The organism is Methylobacterium segetis (genome assembly GCF_004348265.1).
Classification (GTDB): domain Bacteria; phylum Pseudomonadota; class Alphaproteobacteria; order Rhizobiales; family Beijerinckiaceae; genus Methylobacterium; species Methylobacterium segetis.
In genome coordinates, this window is the sequence record NZ_SMNT01000121.1 from 1 (window position 1) to 14,509 (window position 14,509).

Sequence of the window (14,509 nt, forward strand, 5' to 3'; positions counted from 1 at the left end):
TCCATGCCGACGCAGACTTCCTGAACGACGGGGGCGGACCACTTCATGACGTGTCTCCTTCGCTTTCGATGAAGGGAACATAGGCGATGTGTTGGGCGCAATACAAGTGGGCCCTACACTTATATTTCTCATAGGAAGGGGGGAGGCGATCGGATCCGGCTCGGCGCAACGCCGTGCGGGATATGATTTCCCTGTCGCATCAAAGAGATGGTGATGGTGGTCCCGGCTTTCAACCTCTCCGCCCCCGCACGTTGCCCGGCTCGTGCCAGCGCGTGGCGCCAACAGGCGGGACATGCAGGGAAGTGCAGGTTTCGCCCGAGCGTGGACCGCTTGACGGAACCGCCGTCCCGGCGCACCACCCCGGCGCCCGCGGCGACTCGCTGAGCCGCCGCGGCTCAGGACACCGTCGATCCCGATATGCCCAACGACAGTTCCGACCGATCGTGCAAGCCCGGCCCGGCGCCGCGCAGCCGTCCCGCCTGACGCCCTGGGGCGCCCGCCGGGGCGCCCGTGGCGGTCCTGACCGGACGCACGCCGCAGGACCCGGAGGCGAGACCCATGACCGAAGCCCTCCTCCTCGACGCGCGGGTCGATCCCGCCGTGCTCGCCGCGCGACTGTCGGACGAGCGCGCCCCCGACATCGTCGAGGCTCTGAACGAGGAGGCACCCGAGGTCGCCGCCGCGATCCTGCTCGGGTTGCCCCAGGAGCGGGCCGTCGAGGTTCTGGATCAGCCCGAGCTCGAATGCGCCGCCGACATCATCGAGATGCTGCCCCGCGACCGCGTCGCCGGCTACCTCTCCGGCATGTCGGCCGATCGCGTCACCGACATCTTCCGCGAGATCGAGGAGCCGGGGCGTTCGGATCTGCGCGCCCGCCTCGACGCGGAGACCCGCGGCGCCGTCGACCGGCTCAGCGCCTACGGCGAGGAGACGGTGGGCTCGCTCATGACGACGGAATTCGTCACCGTCCCGGGCAACTGGACCGTGGGCGAGACCCTCGACCATGTCCGCAGCGTCGAGAAGACCCGCGAGACCATCTACGCGATCTTCGTGCTCGATCCCCGGACCCGCGCGCTCACGAAGTCGGTGCCCCTGCGGCGGCTGATCTCGGGCGATCCGGGCGACAACGTCCTCTCGGTCGCGCCCGGACGGCGTCCGCTCGCCGTCTCGCCGACCGCGAGCCGCGAGGAGGCGGCGCGGCTGATCTCGAAATACGATCTCCTGGCGCTGCCCGTGGTCGACGCGGTCGGCCACGTCATCGGCATCGTCACCGTCGACGACATGATCGACGCCATGGTCGAGAAGCAGACGCAGGACGTGCAGCGCTTCGGCGGCATGGAGGCGCTGCCCGAGCCCTACATGGACATCGGCTTCTTCACGATGATCCGGAAGCGTGCCGGCTGGCTCTGCGCCCTGTTCCTCTCCGAGATGCTGACGGCCTCCGCCATGCAGAGCTTCGAGGGAGAGCTGGAGAAGGCCCTCGTACTCACGCTGTTCATCCCGCTGATCATGTCCTCGGGGGGTAATTCCGGTTCGCAGGCCACCTCCCTGCTGATCCGGGCGCTGGCGCTGCACCAAGTCCGGCTGCGCGACTGGTGGCGCGTGGCCCTGCGCGAATTGCCGACCGGGCTGCTCCTCGGCGCGATCCTGGGCGCCATCGGGATCGTGCGCATCGTGATCTGGCAGAAGGCGGGCTTCTACGATTATGGGCCGCACTGGCTGCTCGTGGCCGCGACCGTCGGGGCGGCGCTCGTCGGCATCGTCACCTTCGGCTCGCTCGCGGGCTCGATGCTGCCCTTCGTGCTTCAGCGCATCGGCTTCGACCCGGCTACCGCCTCGGCGCCCTTCGTGGCCACCCTCGTCGACGTGACCGGGCTCGTCATCTACTTCTCCGTGGCGCTGCTGATCCTGAAGGGGACGCTTCTGTAGGTCCATCGGCGGCCGGCCGCGGGCCCGGCCGCCGCTCTCGGCTCGCGCGGCACGGTCCTCGGGATGCACGCGGGCGAGGAAGGGGACGCCTCGCATCTCCGCGACGCTGCGGTCGCGGGAACGGGTCCGTCCCCGCCGCTTTGTCCCATCGGAGCCGGCCGGTTCGCGTCGGGTACGGGCATGGCGGATTTCGCGGGCCAGCGCGCGCGCATGATCGAGCGGCAGATCCGCTGGCGCGGAGTCACGGATGACCGCGTCCTCGCCGCGATGTCCGCCGTCCCGCGCGAGGTCTTCGTCCCCGAGGATCTGCGCGGATCCGCCTATGACGACGCGCCGCTCCCGATCGGCGGCGGGCAGACGATCTCCCAGCCCTACATCGTCGCCCTGATGGTCGAGGCTGCAGCGATCTGCCCCGAGGACCGGGTGCTGGAGATCGGAGCGGGTTCCGGCTACGCGGCGGCCGTGATCGGATGCCTCGCGCGCGAGGTCGATGCGGTCGAGCGCCATCCCGTCCTGGCGGAGGCCGCCGCACGACGCCTCGACGGCCTCGGCTACCGGAACGTGCGCGTGCACCGAGGCGACGGAACGCTCGGTCTGCCCGCGCGGGCGCCCTTCGACGTGATCCTGTCATCCGCCTCCGCGCCCGACGTTCCGGAGGCATTTCGGCAGCAATTGCGGGAGGGCGGGCGGCTTGTCATGCCCGTTGGCGGACGCCTGAGGGAGCAGGTGCTGGTGCGCGTGCTGCGCCGGCGCGACGGCGCCTTCGAGACCCGGTCCCTCGGGCCGGTAAGCTTCGTGCCGCTCATCGGGGCGGCCGGGTGGCCGGAGGATCCGCCCGCCGGTGCATCCGATCGGCGTGGCGAGTGCGCCGCCGTCTGACGCGCCGGGCTCGCGCCTGACGACGAAACCCCGCCGAAGGGGTTCGGCGGGGTATCAGGCAGAACGGACCGCCGGCGATGGCCGGCTGCTCAGGCTTTCTCGGCTTGGCTCAGGCGGCGAGACGGGCCTGGGTGGCGATGTTCTCGTTGCTGGCGACCTGACGGGCTTCCTGGATCGAAGTGCCTGCCTTCGGGGAGAGAGCATCGGCCGCGACGATGGCGAGGATGGGGTTGACGGCGAGGGCAGCGACGGCGGCGAGAAGGATGGTCATGATCTGTGTCCCGTGGCGAATTCGATGACCGGAATTTGGCACCGCAGCATGGGATTTGGTATACCACACGCCACACGGCCGACATGCGTGAGGTGCATGCGATTGCCATCAAGAATTGCCAGAGTCGGCATTAAAATGCGTGAAATGCAGGAAATTTCCGATTTTGGCGCGCGTTTTGCGCATAGCGTGAGCGGCCGGAGGAGCCTGCTCGGCTGTGTCGGCGGCACTGAAGATTGATGTGCGCTGCAACAAGAAGGCAGGCGGATTAAGACGTTGGCCGGGAACTTGCCGCACGTCTGAGCAGATTTTGTGCGGCAAACTACTGAGCCGATCACGTCCGCAACATTTATCTAATGTTAAACCTCGGAAGCATGTCGAGGTGGTGTTAGTACCAGGTCTAATACCAGTCTTCGTGTGGCAGAAAAGCTGTCACGGAGACAAATTCCCCAAACAAAGGTTGGTCCGAAGCCGGAAGTCTCTTGTCAACACTTTATGGTCGTGCTCAAGATCGTACCAACTTGCAAGTGTGCAAAAACGGACGGACCAGTGTCCTGGGTTGTTAGCACGGATCGGGTCAGGCGCCTCGCCATGACCGGGAAGCGCAAGGCGCCCCGCGTCTGGCCGTTCTCGTTCTACCTCGCCGTGTTCGCTCTCGTCTTGACGTTGCCGCTGCTCGGGATCCGGACCTTCGTCACCAGCCGGTTCATCCAGTCCGAGCGCTCGAAGCTCGAAGGCGTCTCGATCGAGGCCAACATCGATCTCGGCCTTCTGGTCGAGCGCGACCTGATCACGCTGATCGCGGCGCTCAAGACGCTGGCTGCCACGCCGGTCATCGACGGCGACTTCGCCCGTCTCCGGCATCTCGGGCAGGAGGCTCTCGCGGGCCGCCCCGGCGACCTGATGCTGCTCGACGGCGAGGGACGGGACGTGCTGGCCGAGGGCGGCCCGCGCTGGGTTCCGGAGGCCCTGCGGCCCGCGGCCGTCTGGCGGTCGGAGGAGCCGGGCCGGGTCGAGATCTCGGATCTCCTGCCGCTCGTGCCGGGTCGGGGCCGGCTGGTCACCATCGCGCTGCCCGTGGTGACCGCGCAGCATGAGCGATACGCCCTGGTCTTCGCGCTGCAGCCCTCGCATTTCACCGAGCTTCTTCGCTCGGCACGGCTCGGTCCCCCGCATTTCGGGGCTCTCGTCGACCGCACCGGGACGATGATTGCGCGTACCGTCGAGAGCGACCGGTTCATCGGAACCCGCGTGACCGAACTCCCCGCCATGGAGGGCGCGTCTGGCCGCATCGACGCGATGAACGTGGGCGGCATCGAGGTCCAGCGGTTCTACCGGCGCTCGCCGATCTCCGGGTGGTTCGTGCTCACCTCGGTCTCACACGCCGCCCTCCAGAAATCGACCCGGCAATCCCTCTGGCTCCTCGCGGCCGTGGCGGCGTCTCTCATGCTGATCGCGGTCCCCTGCGCGGTGGTCCTGACCCGGCGCATGCGCTACGCGGCGCGCCTGACCATGGACGGCGCCCGCCAACTCGTGCGCGGCGAGCCGATCGACCGCCGCAGCACCGGCATCGCCGAATCGGACATGGTCTGCCACATCCTGGCCGAGGCGTCGGACCGCCTGCGCGACCAGGCAGAGAGTCTGCGCAGCACCAACCTCGAACTGGAGCGGCGCGTCGCCGACCGCACGCGGGAACTCGCCGACAGCCACGTGCTGACCGAGAGCATCCTCGAGAACAGCCCCGACATCATCAAGGTGCTCGACGTGCGCGGCCGCATCGTCTTCACGAACGACCGCTGCCGCAACCTGCACGGGGCCGACCCGCGGACGGTCGCGAAAGGCCGGCTGTGGTCGACTTTCTGGCCGGGCGAGGGCGGCAAGGCCGCCCGCGAGGCGATCTCGCTGGCCCAAAGAGGCCGGTCGAGCCGCTTCACCGCGTGGCGGCGGACCGCGGAGGGCGAGCAGCGCTGGCTCGACGTGCTCGTGACGCCGATGGTCGGCGCGGACGGCCTGACGCGGCGCATCCTCGCGATCTCCCGGGACGTCACCGCCCACCACGCGCGCGACGAGGAATTGCAGGTCGCCAAGGAGAAGGCGGAGGCGGCCTCCGTCGCCAAGGCGGAATTCCTGGCGACGATGAGCCACGAGCTGCGCACGCCGCTGAACGGCATCCTCGGATACGCGGACCTTCTCGGCTCCGACCGTACCCTCACGCAGGCGCAGAGCCGGCGCATCGGGCGCATCCAGGACGCGGCGGGCGGCCTCCTGCGGATCGTCAACGACATCCTCGACCTCGCCAAGATCGAATCGGGCGACGTCACTCTGGAACTGCGCCCGTTCTCCCTGAAGGACCTCGTGGAGAAGGCCTCGGCCATCGTCATGCCGATGGCCCAGGCGAAGTCGCTCGCCCTCGACATCGAAATCCAAGACGGCCTGCCGCCCGCGCTTCTCGGGGATCCCGACCGGCTGAAGCAGATCATGCTGAACCTGCTCGGCAACGCCATCAAGTTCACCGAGGTCGGCCGCGTCGTGCTGAGGGCCGAGGCGCCGCCCTCGACGGACGGGCGCTGCCACCTCGCGATCCAGATCTCCGACACCGGCATCGGCATCCCGGCCGAGCTCCAGCACCTTCTGTTCCAGCGCTTCTCGCAGGTCGATGCCGGCAGCGAGCGGCGCTTCGGCGGCGCCGGCCTCGGCCTCGCGATCTCGCGCCACCTCGTGGAGCAGATGGGCGGTCGCATCGAGGTCGAGAGCGCGCTCGGCACCGGCTCGACCTTCCGCGTCTTCCTCGATCTCGCGGTGGCCGACATGTCCGCGGGGCCCGCCGAGGAGGTGCCGCTCGCCTGCAGCGCCTTCGAGGCCAACGTCCTCGTGGTGGAGGACATCTCGCTGAACCGCGAGCTGATCGGCGAGTTGCTGAGCGCCCTCGGGGCGAACGTGGACATCGTCTCCTCCGGCGAGGAGGCGATCGCCGCCGTCCAGGCCAAGGATTATGATCTCGTCCTGATGGACGAGCAGATGCCCGGGATGAGCGGCAGCGCCGCCACCCGCATCATCCGAGACCTCGACCACCCCGCCCGCGACGTTCCGATCATCGCCTGCTCCGCCGACGTGCTCTCGCATCATCTGCGCCGCTTCGAGGAGGCCGGAATGAACGGCCACGTCGGCAAGCCCCTGACGCAGGCCGCGCTCGCGAAGGTGCTGATCCGCTACGCGTTCCGCCTGCGCACGCATCCGGCCCGGCTCGACCTTCCAAAGGCCGCGGAGGTCGCGGCAAGCCCGGCCTCGGGACGTCACTGGCTGTCCGACGAACGCCTCGACGCGGCCCGCGGCAACCTGCGCGAGGACATCCGCATCCTCCGCGAGACGATCGAGACCGGGGACGACGAGGCCGCCGCGTGCAAGGCCCACGCGATGATCTCCACGGCCTGCATCCTCGACGTCCCCGGCCTGAGCAAGGCCGCGCAGGCCTTCGAGGCGGCGGTGAAGCTGGGCGAGCCGGACGGGGCGGAACGCGAGCAGATTCTCGACTGCCTCGACGCCACGGTCGCGGCGATCGGCGAGGCCCGCGCCGCCCAGCGCTCCCGCAGCATCGTCGTGCCGGAGACGGCACCGCCGGCCGAAGAGCCTCCGTCCCCTGACGGAGGTCTAGTGCAGACTTCCTACCGGAGCCGTCTCATGAAGCGGCTCCATTCTCGCGCAGGTGACAGACCATGAGCAGTCCAGGCGCCGTCGCTCTCGTCGCCGACGATCACGAGTTGTTTCGTGCAGCCGTCGCCGATCTCCTGAAGCGCGATTGCGGCTTCACCTCGGTGATCGAGGTCGGGTCTCTCGACGAGGCCATGCAGGTCCTCGGCGAGCATCCGGAGATCAGCCTCGCCTCGTTCGATCTCGCCATGCCGGGCGTCGGCAATGCCACGAGCCTGCGCAGCGTGCGCGAGGTGTTTCCCAAGGTCCGGGTCGTCGTGGTGACGGGGTCGGGCGGGCGCGAGGACATCCTGCTGGCGCTCCAGGCCGGTCTGCACGGCTACGTGCCGAAGACCCTCGGGATCTCCGAGATCGCCAACGCCTTCCGGACGGTGCTGGCCGGCAACATCTACGTGCCCGCCGTCGTGACCGAGCTGCCGCCCCAGCCGGCGCCGCCTGCCGTCGCCGTGCCGGCACGCCTGCCGGAGCTCGCGGGCAAGCTGACGCCTCGCCAGCAGGACGTGCTGCGGCTGATCCGCTGCGGCCGCTCGAACAAGGAGATCGCCATCGCTCTCGGTCTCACCGAGAATACGGTGAAGGTGCATGCGAACGCCCTCTACCGGGCGCTGGGGGTGCACAACCGCTACGGCGCCGCGCACATGCCTGACCCGGCCTGACGGATCCGGGCCGCTATCCCTCGGCCCGCAGCCCCGTCAGCAGGAAGTCGATCATCTCGTCGACCGTCGGCTGCTCGCGGTCGGCGCACTGGGCGATCAGGGCCGGATGGCAGAAGCGCACGATCGCGGTCTGCACGCAGCGCGCCGCCGCGCGCGGATCCGCCACACGGAATTCGCCCTCGCGGGCGCCCTCCGCCACGAGGGCGACCAGCAGGTCCTCCACGCGGCCGATATGGCCGTGGATCACCTCCCAGCTCTCCGCCATCGCCACCTCGACCATGTCGTGCATGCGGCGGTTCGCGGTGAACTGGCCCGCGCTCATCGCGTGCATCGTGCGCACGAGCCGACGCAGGCGCTCGCGGGCGGGCGTTCCCGTCTCCCGGACGATGCGGCCGAGTTCCGCCTCGATCTGTCCGAGCATCCGCTCGGCCACCGCCTCGTTCAGCGCCTTCTTCGACGGGAAGAAGCGGTAGACGTTGCCGGGGCTCATCCGCAGGGCCGCCGCGATGTCGGCGACCGTGGTCTTCCGGTACCCCATGTCCCGGAACAGCCTCTCGGCGATCGTCAGGATGCGCGAGCGCAGGTCTCCGGTATCGCTGTCGGTCGAGGCGTCGCGGGCGAGGTCGGTCACGGTCATCGGTGGCAGAACGCTTGTACGCAGGAAAAGACCATCCGGGCGGCCCGTCATTCCGCCGCGACGGCGAGGTGGGGCACGGGGGCTCGCGCCTCAGTGTGGGCTCCGGGCGCCCCCTCGTCCAGCGTACGGCGGAACCAGAGGGCGTAGAGCGCGGGAAAGAACAGCAGCGTCAGGAAGGTCGCCACGAACAGCCCGCCCATGATGGTGATCGCCATCGGCCCCCAGAAGGCGCTGCGCGAGAGCGGGATCATGGCGAGGATCGCGGCGAGCGCCGTCAGGATTACGGGCCGGGCGCGCCGCACCGTCGCCTCGACGATGGCCTGCCGCCGAGTGTGGTGGCCCGCGGCCACGTCCGCCTCGATCTGGTCGACGAGGATGACGGCGTTGCGCATGATCATCCCGGCGAGCGCGATCAGCCCAAGGAGCGCCACGAAGCCGAAGGGCCTGCCCGAGAGGTTGAGGCCGAGCGAGGCTCCGATCAGCCCGAGCGGCGCGGTGAGGAAGACGAGGAAGAGGCGCGAGAAGCTCTGGAGCTGGATCATCAACAGGGTGAGCATCGCCAGGATCATCACGGGGAAGAGGACGAAGAGCGAGGCGTTCGCCTTATCCGCCTCCTCGACCGCCCCGCCGATCTCCAGCCGGTAGCCCGGCGCCAGCGAATCGCGGATCGGCTTCAGCTGCGGCCAGATCGCGTTCGTGACGTCCGGCGGCTGCACGCCGTCGACGACGTCGGCCCGCACGGTGATCGCCATGTCCCGGTTGCGCCGCCACAGGATCGGCTCCTCATGGGCGTATTCGAGCCGGGCCACCTGCGCCACCGGAACGGCGACGCCGTTGCGGGCGAGGACCGTGAGGTCGCCGATCCGGCCGAGATCGAGCCGCTCGGCCGCGTTGGCGCGGGCCACCACGCCGACCTGCTCGATGCCCTCGCGCACCGTCGTCACGGTGATGCCGGTCAGCAGCGTCTGGAGCGTCTGCGACACGTCCTGCACGTTGAGGCCGAGGGTCCTCGCCCGCTCCTGATCGACGACGAGGCGCACGCTGGGCGCCATCTCGTTCCAGTCGAGTTGCGCCTCCACCGTCCTGTCGTTGGCGCGCACCACGTCGCGGACGCGATAGGCGACGTCGCGCACCTTGGCCGGGTCGGGTCCCACCACGCGGAATTGCACGGGGAAGCCGACCGGCGGCCCGAAATTGAAGCGATCGACCCGGACCCGCGCCTCGGCCAGCGCGCCGGCCGCCACCGCCTTCTCGAGGCGCGCCTTGACTCGCTCGCGCGCCGCCACGCCCTTGGCGACGATGACGATCTCGGCATAGGCCTCGTTCGGCAATTCCGGGTTGAGGCCGAGCCAGAAGCGCGGCGAGCCCTGACCGACATAGGCGGTGAAGGTCGCGACGTCCGGGTCGTCCCGCCCGATCAGCGCCTCGGCGCGCTCCACGCTCGCCCGCGTGGCGCCGATCGCGGTTCCCTGCGGCAACCGCAATTGCAGGAACAGTTCGGGCCGCTCGGAGAGCGGGAAGAATTGCTGCTGCACCTGTCCGAAGCCGACCACCGAACCGACGAAGACGGCGAGCGTGGCGAGCACGGTCGTCTTGCGCCAGCGGACACAGGCCCGGATCACCCGGCGCAGCGCGCGGTAGAGGCGCGTGTCGTAGAGTGCGTCCGGATCGCCGTGCACGGCGTGGCGCTTGGCGAGGTCCTTCGGCAGGAGCAGCACCCCGAGATAGGGCGTGAACACGACGGCCACGAACCACGACACGACGAGGGCGATCGCCACCACCCAGAAGATGCCGCCCGCGTACTCGCCGGTGGAGGAATTGGCGAATCCCACCGGCAGGAAGCCCGCCACGGTGACGAGGGTGCCGGTCAGCATCGGGAAGGCGGTCGATTCCCAGGCGAAGGCGGCGGCCCGCATCCTGTCCCAGCCCTGCTCCATCTTCACCACCATCATCTCGACCGCGATGATGGCGTCATCGACGAGGAGCCCCAGCGCGATGATGAGGGCGCCCAGCGTGATGCGATGCAGATCGATGCCCATCGCCTGCATCACCACGAAGGTCATGGCGAGGACGAGCGGCACCGAGAGCGCCACCACGATGCCGGTGCGCCAGCCGAGCGACAGGAAGCTCACCAGCAGCACGATCGCGAGCGCCTCCACGAAGGAATGCTCGAACTCGGAGACGGCCTCCTCGACCACCTTCGGCTGGTCGGCGATCTGCTCCGCCGCGATGCCCCGCGGCACGGCCTGCAGGAACTCGCCGGTCGCGGCCGCGACCGCCTTGCCGAAATCCAGGATGTTGGCGCCGCGCGCCATCACCACGCCGACTCCGAGGGCGGGCTGCCCGCGCTGGCGCACGAGCTGATCCGGCGGATCGGCGTAGCCGCGGCTGACGCTCGCCACGTCCCCGAGGCGGAAGGTGCGCCCGTTCGCCTCGACCGGCGTCTCCGCCACCGCCCGCACGCCGTCGAGCGCGCCCGTGACCCGCAGCGGGATGCGTTGCGCCCCCGTCTCGACGGTGCCGGCGGGCGTCACCGCGTTCTGGCGAGCGAGCGACTCGAACAGGGTCTGGGGCGTCAGGCCGAGGGTGGCGAGCTTGGCGTGGCTGAATTCCACGAAGATGCGCGGCTCCTGCACGCCGTAGAGGTTCACCTTGGTGACGCCCTCGACCTTGAGGAGGCGCTGGCGCAGGCCCTCGGCCACCTTCTTCAACTGTCCGTAATCGGCGCCCTCGCCGGTGAGCATGTAGAGGATCGAATCGACGTCGCCGTACTCGTCGTTGACGCTCGGGCCGATGACGCCGGCCGGCAATTCGCCCCGCACGTCGTCGAGCTTCTTGCGGATCTGATAGAACAGGGTCGGCACCTGGCCGGCCGGCGTGTTGTCCCGGAAGGTGACCTGCATCGCCGCGAAGGAGGGCTTCGCGTAGGTCATCACCTTCTCGAAATGGGGGAGCGTCTGCAGCTTCTTCTCGATGCGGTCGGCCACCTGATCCTGCATCTCGCGGGCGGTGGCACCCGGCCAGATCGCGGTGACGACCGCGACCTTGATCGTGAAGTTCGGGTCCTCGGCTCGGCCGAGGCGCAGGAAGGCGAGGGTCCCGCTCGCCGCCACGGCGAGGATCAGGAACAGCACCACCGCGCGGTGATGGACCGCCCATTCGGAGAGATTGAAGCGCTTCATGGGATCGGCTCCCCGGCGGCCGCCGAACGGCGGCGCCTCAAAATTCCAGCGCCTCGACCACGCGCACGCGCTGGCCGGGATCGAGCTTCTGGACGCCGAGCCGCACGACGCGATCTCCGTCCGCGATGCCGGAGACGATGAGCGCGTCCTGCGCCTCGTAGGCGGCGACCGTGACGGGCTTCAGCGTGAGCTGCCCCCCATCGTCCACCGTCCAGACGGCGGGGCCGGTGCCCTGGTTGAAGAGCGCGGCGAGCGGCAGGCGCACCACCCGCTCGGCGGAATCGGCTGTCAGCGTGACAGTCGCGGTCATGCCGAGCTGCACCGCGGCATCGGCCTCGGGCAGGGAAAACCGGGCGAGATAGGTGCGCGTTGCGGCGTCCGCTGCCGGCGCGAGCTCGCGCAGGCGGGCCCGGTAGCGGACGTTCGGCTGCGACCAGAGAGCGACGCTGGCCCCATTCTCCCGCGCCCGGCCGACGAGGGCCTCCGGCACGGCCACCACGGCCTCGCGCTCGGCGCTGCGGGCGAGGCGGATCGCGGCCTGCCCCGGCGCCACCACCTGCCCTGGCTCGACGGAGGTCGCCGTGATGACGCCGTCCGCATCCGCGCTCAGGACGGCGTAGGAGGCTGCGTTGCGCGCGAGGTTCAGCGCCCGCTCCGCCCGGAGCAGGCGGCTGCGCGCCTCCTCGGTCGTCGATTTCTGGCGGTCCGTCACCGCGGTCGCGGTCCAGCCCTGCTGCGCGAGGGTCAGGGTGCGCTTCAGGTCGGCCTCGGCCTGGTCGACCGCCACGCTCGCGGCGCGTCGCTCGGCCTCCGCCTGCTCGGTCTGGAGGTTGAGGTCGATCTCGTCGAGGGTGGCGAGCGCTTGGCCCGCCGCAACCACGTCGCCGACGTTGACGAGGCGTCGGGCGACCTTGCCCTGAACCCGGAAGCCGAGATCGCTCTCGATGCGCGGGCGGATGGTGCCGACGAAGCTGCGCTCCGGCACGCGGCTCTCGGCGGAGACGCGCTGGACGAGGACGGGCCGGCTCGTCTCGGGCTTGGCGGCCGGGGCCTGCGCCTCGTTGCATCCGGCGAGGGCGAGAGCAGTGAGCCCAAGGACGGGGGCGGCGAGTAGGGGTGACCACACCATGGGAGCCCTCGCGAAAGCGGGCATCCGGATCTGTCCGGCAGCAATACTCTGACACGAAATTGACGATTGGCAATAATCGTCAATTTCAAAATCATCGCTTGCCCTCGGCGCCGGGCGAGAGCAAGCGCGAAAATCAGCCGCTCGATCAGTGATTTGCAACGATATGGAGACGATGGATCCCGAATTCGCCGATGTGCGAGGAAGCACATCAGCAGGGTCGCACGCCCCACGGACCCCGCTGGACCGGCTGGTCAACGCCGACCCCGTCCGGGCGCGCAAACTGCCCGATCTCTACGCTTCCCTCATCTTCGCGCATCGCGTGGAGGGAGCGCGAGAGTCCCTCTCTCAATCCAGCGGGTCGAGCCCGCCATAGGGGATCGGCCTCGGCCCGAACCGGGTCTCGTAGAGCCCGATCCGGGCCTGGACTTCAGCGGGGAGGTAGGGTCCCGGCGGGTAGACGATCGGGGTATCGACGATCACCTCCCGAATCACGGGCGGCGGACGGTAGACGACGGGCCGTTCGACGATGACCTCCCGGACGATGCGCCGGGGCGGCAGCACGACCGGACGCTCCACGATCGTCCGCCGGGTCACGACAGGCGGCGGACCCTCGTCGGCGGGCCCGAAAAAGTCGGCGGCCTCAGCCGGGGCGACACCCGCAGCGAGGATCAGGGCGCCGAGCGCCGCTCCTGAGATCCATCTCATCCCCGTGAGCCTCCGAACGCGGTGCGCCGCCAGGGGCGGCCGGCGTCACAACGCGCGAGTCTCGAGTTTGGCTGATTCGCGGAACGGTTGCGCTGCGGATCGGTGTGGATTCGTGCGATGGAGGCGGCCCATCCCCCGATCCCGATATCTGACCTGCCCGGATGACCCTGCCGCCCTCCTTCTTCGACCGCCCGGCCGCACGCGTCGCCCCGGATTTGATCGGGTGGAGCCTCACGGTCGCGGGGGCCGGCGGTCGCATCGTCGAGACCGAGGCTTACGACCGGTCCGACCCGGCCTCGCACAGCTTCGCCGGGCCGACGCGGCGCAACGCCAGCATGTTCGGGGCGCCCGCGCACGCCTACGTCTACCGCTCCTACGGATTGCACTGGTGCCTCAACGTGGTCTGCGAGCCTGGCAGCGCCGTCCTGATCCGGGCGCTCGAGCCGACTTGCGGTCTCGAGGCCATGCGCTCGCGCCGGGCGGCCGCCGATGTCCGGCTCCTGTGCTCCGGGCCCGGGCGGCTGTGCCAGGCGCTCGGCATCACGGGTGAGCAGGACGGCCTGCCCCTCGACCGGCCGCCCTTCCGGATCGCGCCGGGCGTGCCCGATGGGGAGATCGCGAGCGGGCCGAGGATCGGTATCACCCGCGGGGCCGAGACGCCCTGGCGCTTCGTCCTCGCCGGCTCGCCCTTCGTGAGTCGACGGGCGGCGCGGGCCCGGGCAGCCCGGACCTGAGCCCGGCGTCAGATGTCGCCCGCCGTCGCGGTGCGGCCCTCGTAGATCCCGTAGCTCAGGTAGTGCAGCAGCGGGTCGATCCCGGCCGCCGCGACGTCCGCGTTCCGGGCGAGATAGGCGCTCGTGTCGAAGACCGAGGAGGGGTCGCGCCCCTCCCGCCAGCCGAAGGCGTCGTAATGGGCGAGCGGGTCGATGCCCGCGGCCCGGACGTCGGGATTGGCCGTCAGGTAGGCGGCGGTGTCGAAGAAGGCGTTGCCGTCGCGGCCCTCGCGCCAGCCGAAGGTCTCGTAGTGCTGGCGTGCGAAGGCGAGGGTGTCGGTGGTCGCCAGCGCAGCCCGGGCCACGTCCGGATTGTCGAGAAGGTAGAAGGCAGCGTCGAAACCCCGGGCGGCCGAGAGGTCCGCAGGCCGCCCGATCGCGGGGTCCGGCGCGGCCCGGCCTTCGTAGCGGCCGAAATCGAGATAATGGGCGAGGGGGTCGATGCCGGCCGCCTTCACGTCCGGGTTGCGCAGGAGGTAGAGCTCCGTGTCGAAGTTCGCGCCCGGATCGCGGCCCTCGCGCCAGCCGACCCGGTCGTAATGCGCCAGAGGATCGACCTGCGCGCGCCCGACATCGGCGTAGGCCGCCCGGTAGCCGAGCGTCGAGAAATACGCATCGGGGTCGCGGCCCTCGCGCCAGCCGA

At 69.8% G+C, this 14,509-nt stretch carries 10 protein-coding genes and 1 pseudogene; 5 read left to right on the forward strand and 6 right to left on the reverse strand.

Annotation, left to right across the window (positions count from 1 at the left end; genetic code table 11):
* The first annotated feature begins 558 nt into the window (after nt 1-558).
* Nucleotides 559-1,929 (forward strand): magnesium transporter, encoded by a 1,371-nt coding sequence (gene mgtE, locus E1J50_RS22870; RefSeq protein WP_132256072.1) that lies wholly within the window; start codon nt 559-561, stop codon nt 1,927-1,929.
* A gap of 180 nt (nt 1,930-2,109) precedes the next feature.
* A complete protein-coding gene (locus E1J50_RS22875) occupies nt 2,110-2,808 on the forward strand; it encodes a protein-L-isoaspartate(D-aspartate) O-methyltransferase (RefSeq protein ID WP_245516706.1) in 699 nt (232 codons plus the stop codon).
* 109 nt (nt 2,809-2,917) lie between these two features.
* Here the strand turns inward: E1J50_RS22875 and E1J50_RS27560 are convergent, their stop codons facing one another.
* A complete protein-coding gene (locus tag E1J50_RS27560; RefSeq protein WP_165937951.1) occupies nt 2,918-3,079 on the reverse strand; it encodes a hypothetical protein in 162 nt (53 codons plus the stop codon).
* 588 nt (nt 3,080-3,667) lie between these two features.
* Here E1J50_RS27560 and E1J50_RS22880 point away from each other — a divergent pair.
* A complete protein-coding gene (locus E1J50_RS22880) occupies nt 3,668-6,793 on the forward strand; it encodes an ATP-binding protein (RefSeq protein WP_132256074.1) in 3,126 nt (1,041 codons plus the stop codon).
* Nucleotides 6,790-7,440 carry a LuxR C-terminal-related transcriptional regulator gene (locus E1J50_RS22885; protein ID WP_132256075.1) on the forward strand — a complete coding sequence of 217 codons (651 nt, stop codon included), beginning with the start codon at nt 6,790-6,792 and terminating at the stop codon, nt 7,438-7,440. Before E1J50_RS22880 ends, E1J50_RS22885 begins: the two co-directional genes overlap by 4 nt.
* Before the next feature lie 13 nt (nt 7,441-7,453).
* On the opposite strand, the gene E1J50_RS22890 is transcribed toward E1J50_RS22885, so the two are convergent.
* From E1J50_RS22890 to E1J50_RS22905, 4 genes are all read right to left on the reverse strand, one after another.
* Nucleotides 7,454-8,077 carry a TetR/AcrR family transcriptional regulator gene (locus E1J50_RS22890; protein WP_132256076.1) on the reverse strand — a complete coding sequence of 208 codons (624 nt, stop codon included), beginning with the start codon at nt 8,075-8,077 and terminating at the stop codon, nt 7,454-7,456.
* 47 nt (nt 8,078-8,124) lie between these two features.
* Complete coding sequence (locus E1J50_RS22895; protein ID WP_132256077.1) at nt 8,125-11,259, reverse strand: efflux RND transporter permease subunit; 3,135 nt, start codon at nt 11,257-11,259, stop codon at nt 8,125-8,127.
* A 37-nt stretch (nt 11,260-11,296) separates the two neighbouring features.
* Nucleotides 11,297-12,388 (reverse strand): efflux RND transporter periplasmic adaptor subunit, encoded by a 1,092-nt coding sequence (locus E1J50_RS22900; protein ID WP_245516707.1) that lies wholly within the window; start codon nt 12,386-12,388, stop codon nt 11,297-11,299.
* 345 nt (nt 12,389-12,733) lie between these two features.
* Nucleotides 12,734-13,093, reverse strand: coding sequence for a hypothetical protein (locus E1J50_RS22905; RefSeq protein WP_132256079.1), 360 nt, complete (start codon nt 13,091-13,093; stop codon nt 12,734-12,736).
* Nucleotides 13,094-13,254: 161 nt separating this feature from the next.
* On the opposite strand from E1J50_RS22905, the gene E1J50_RS22910 reads away from it, so the two are divergent.
* Nucleotides 13,255-13,827: a DNA-3-methyladenine glycosylase gene (locus E1J50_RS22910; RefSeq protein WP_132256080.1), complete on the forward strand. Its 573-nt coding sequence runs from the start codon at nt 13,255-13,257 to the stop codon at nt 13,825-13,827.
* Between the two features lie 8 nt (nt 13,828-13,835).
* Here E1J50_RS22910 and E1J50_RS27565 read toward each other — a convergent pair.
* A pseudogene (locus tag E1J50_RS27565) lies at nt 13,836-14,509 on the reverse strand (amidase family protein); the annotation flags it as partial.

Bases quoted from the DNA above. Each gene is read 5' to 3' on its own strand.
- E1J50_RS22880 (WP_132256074.1), top strand. From the start codon at position 3,668: ATGACCGGGAAGCGCAAGGCGCCCCGCGTCTGGCCGTTCTCGTTCTAC.
- E1J50_RS22900 (WP_245516707.1), bottom strand. From the start codon at position 12,388: ATGGTGTGGTCACCCCTACTCGCCGCCCCCGTCCTTGGGCTCACTGCT.
- E1J50_RS22905 (WP_132256079.1), bottom strand. From the start codon at position 13,093: ATGAGATGGATCTCAGGAGCGGCGCTCGGCGCCCTGATCCTCGCTGCG.
- E1J50_RS22875 (WP_245516706.1), top strand. From the start codon at position 2,110: ATGGCGGATTTCGCGGGCCAGCGCGCGCGCATGATCGAGCGGCAGATC.
- mgtE (WP_132256072.1), top strand. From the start codon at position 559: ATGACCGAAGCCCTCCTCCTCGACGCGCGGGTCGATCCCGCCGTGCTC.
- E1J50_RS22910 (WP_132256080.1), top strand. From the start codon at position 13,255: ATGACCCTGCCGCCCTCCTTCTTCGACCGCCCGGCCGCACGCGTCGCC.
- E1J50_RS22890 (WP_132256076.1), bottom strand. From the start codon at position 8,077: ATGACCGTGACCGACCTCGCCCGCGACGCCTCGACCGACAGCGATACC.
- E1J50_RS27560 (WP_165937951.1), bottom strand. From the start codon at position 3,079: ATGACCATCCTTCTCGCCGCCGTCGCTGCCCTCGCCGTCAACCCCATC.
- E1J50_RS22885 (WP_132256075.1), top strand. From the start codon at position 6,790: ATGAGCAGTCCAGGCGCCGTCGCTCTCGTCGCCGACGATCACGAGTTG.
- E1J50_RS22895 (WP_132256077.1), bottom strand. From the start codon at position 11,259: ATGAAGCGCTTCAATCTCTCCGAATGGGCGGTCCATCACCGCGCGGTG.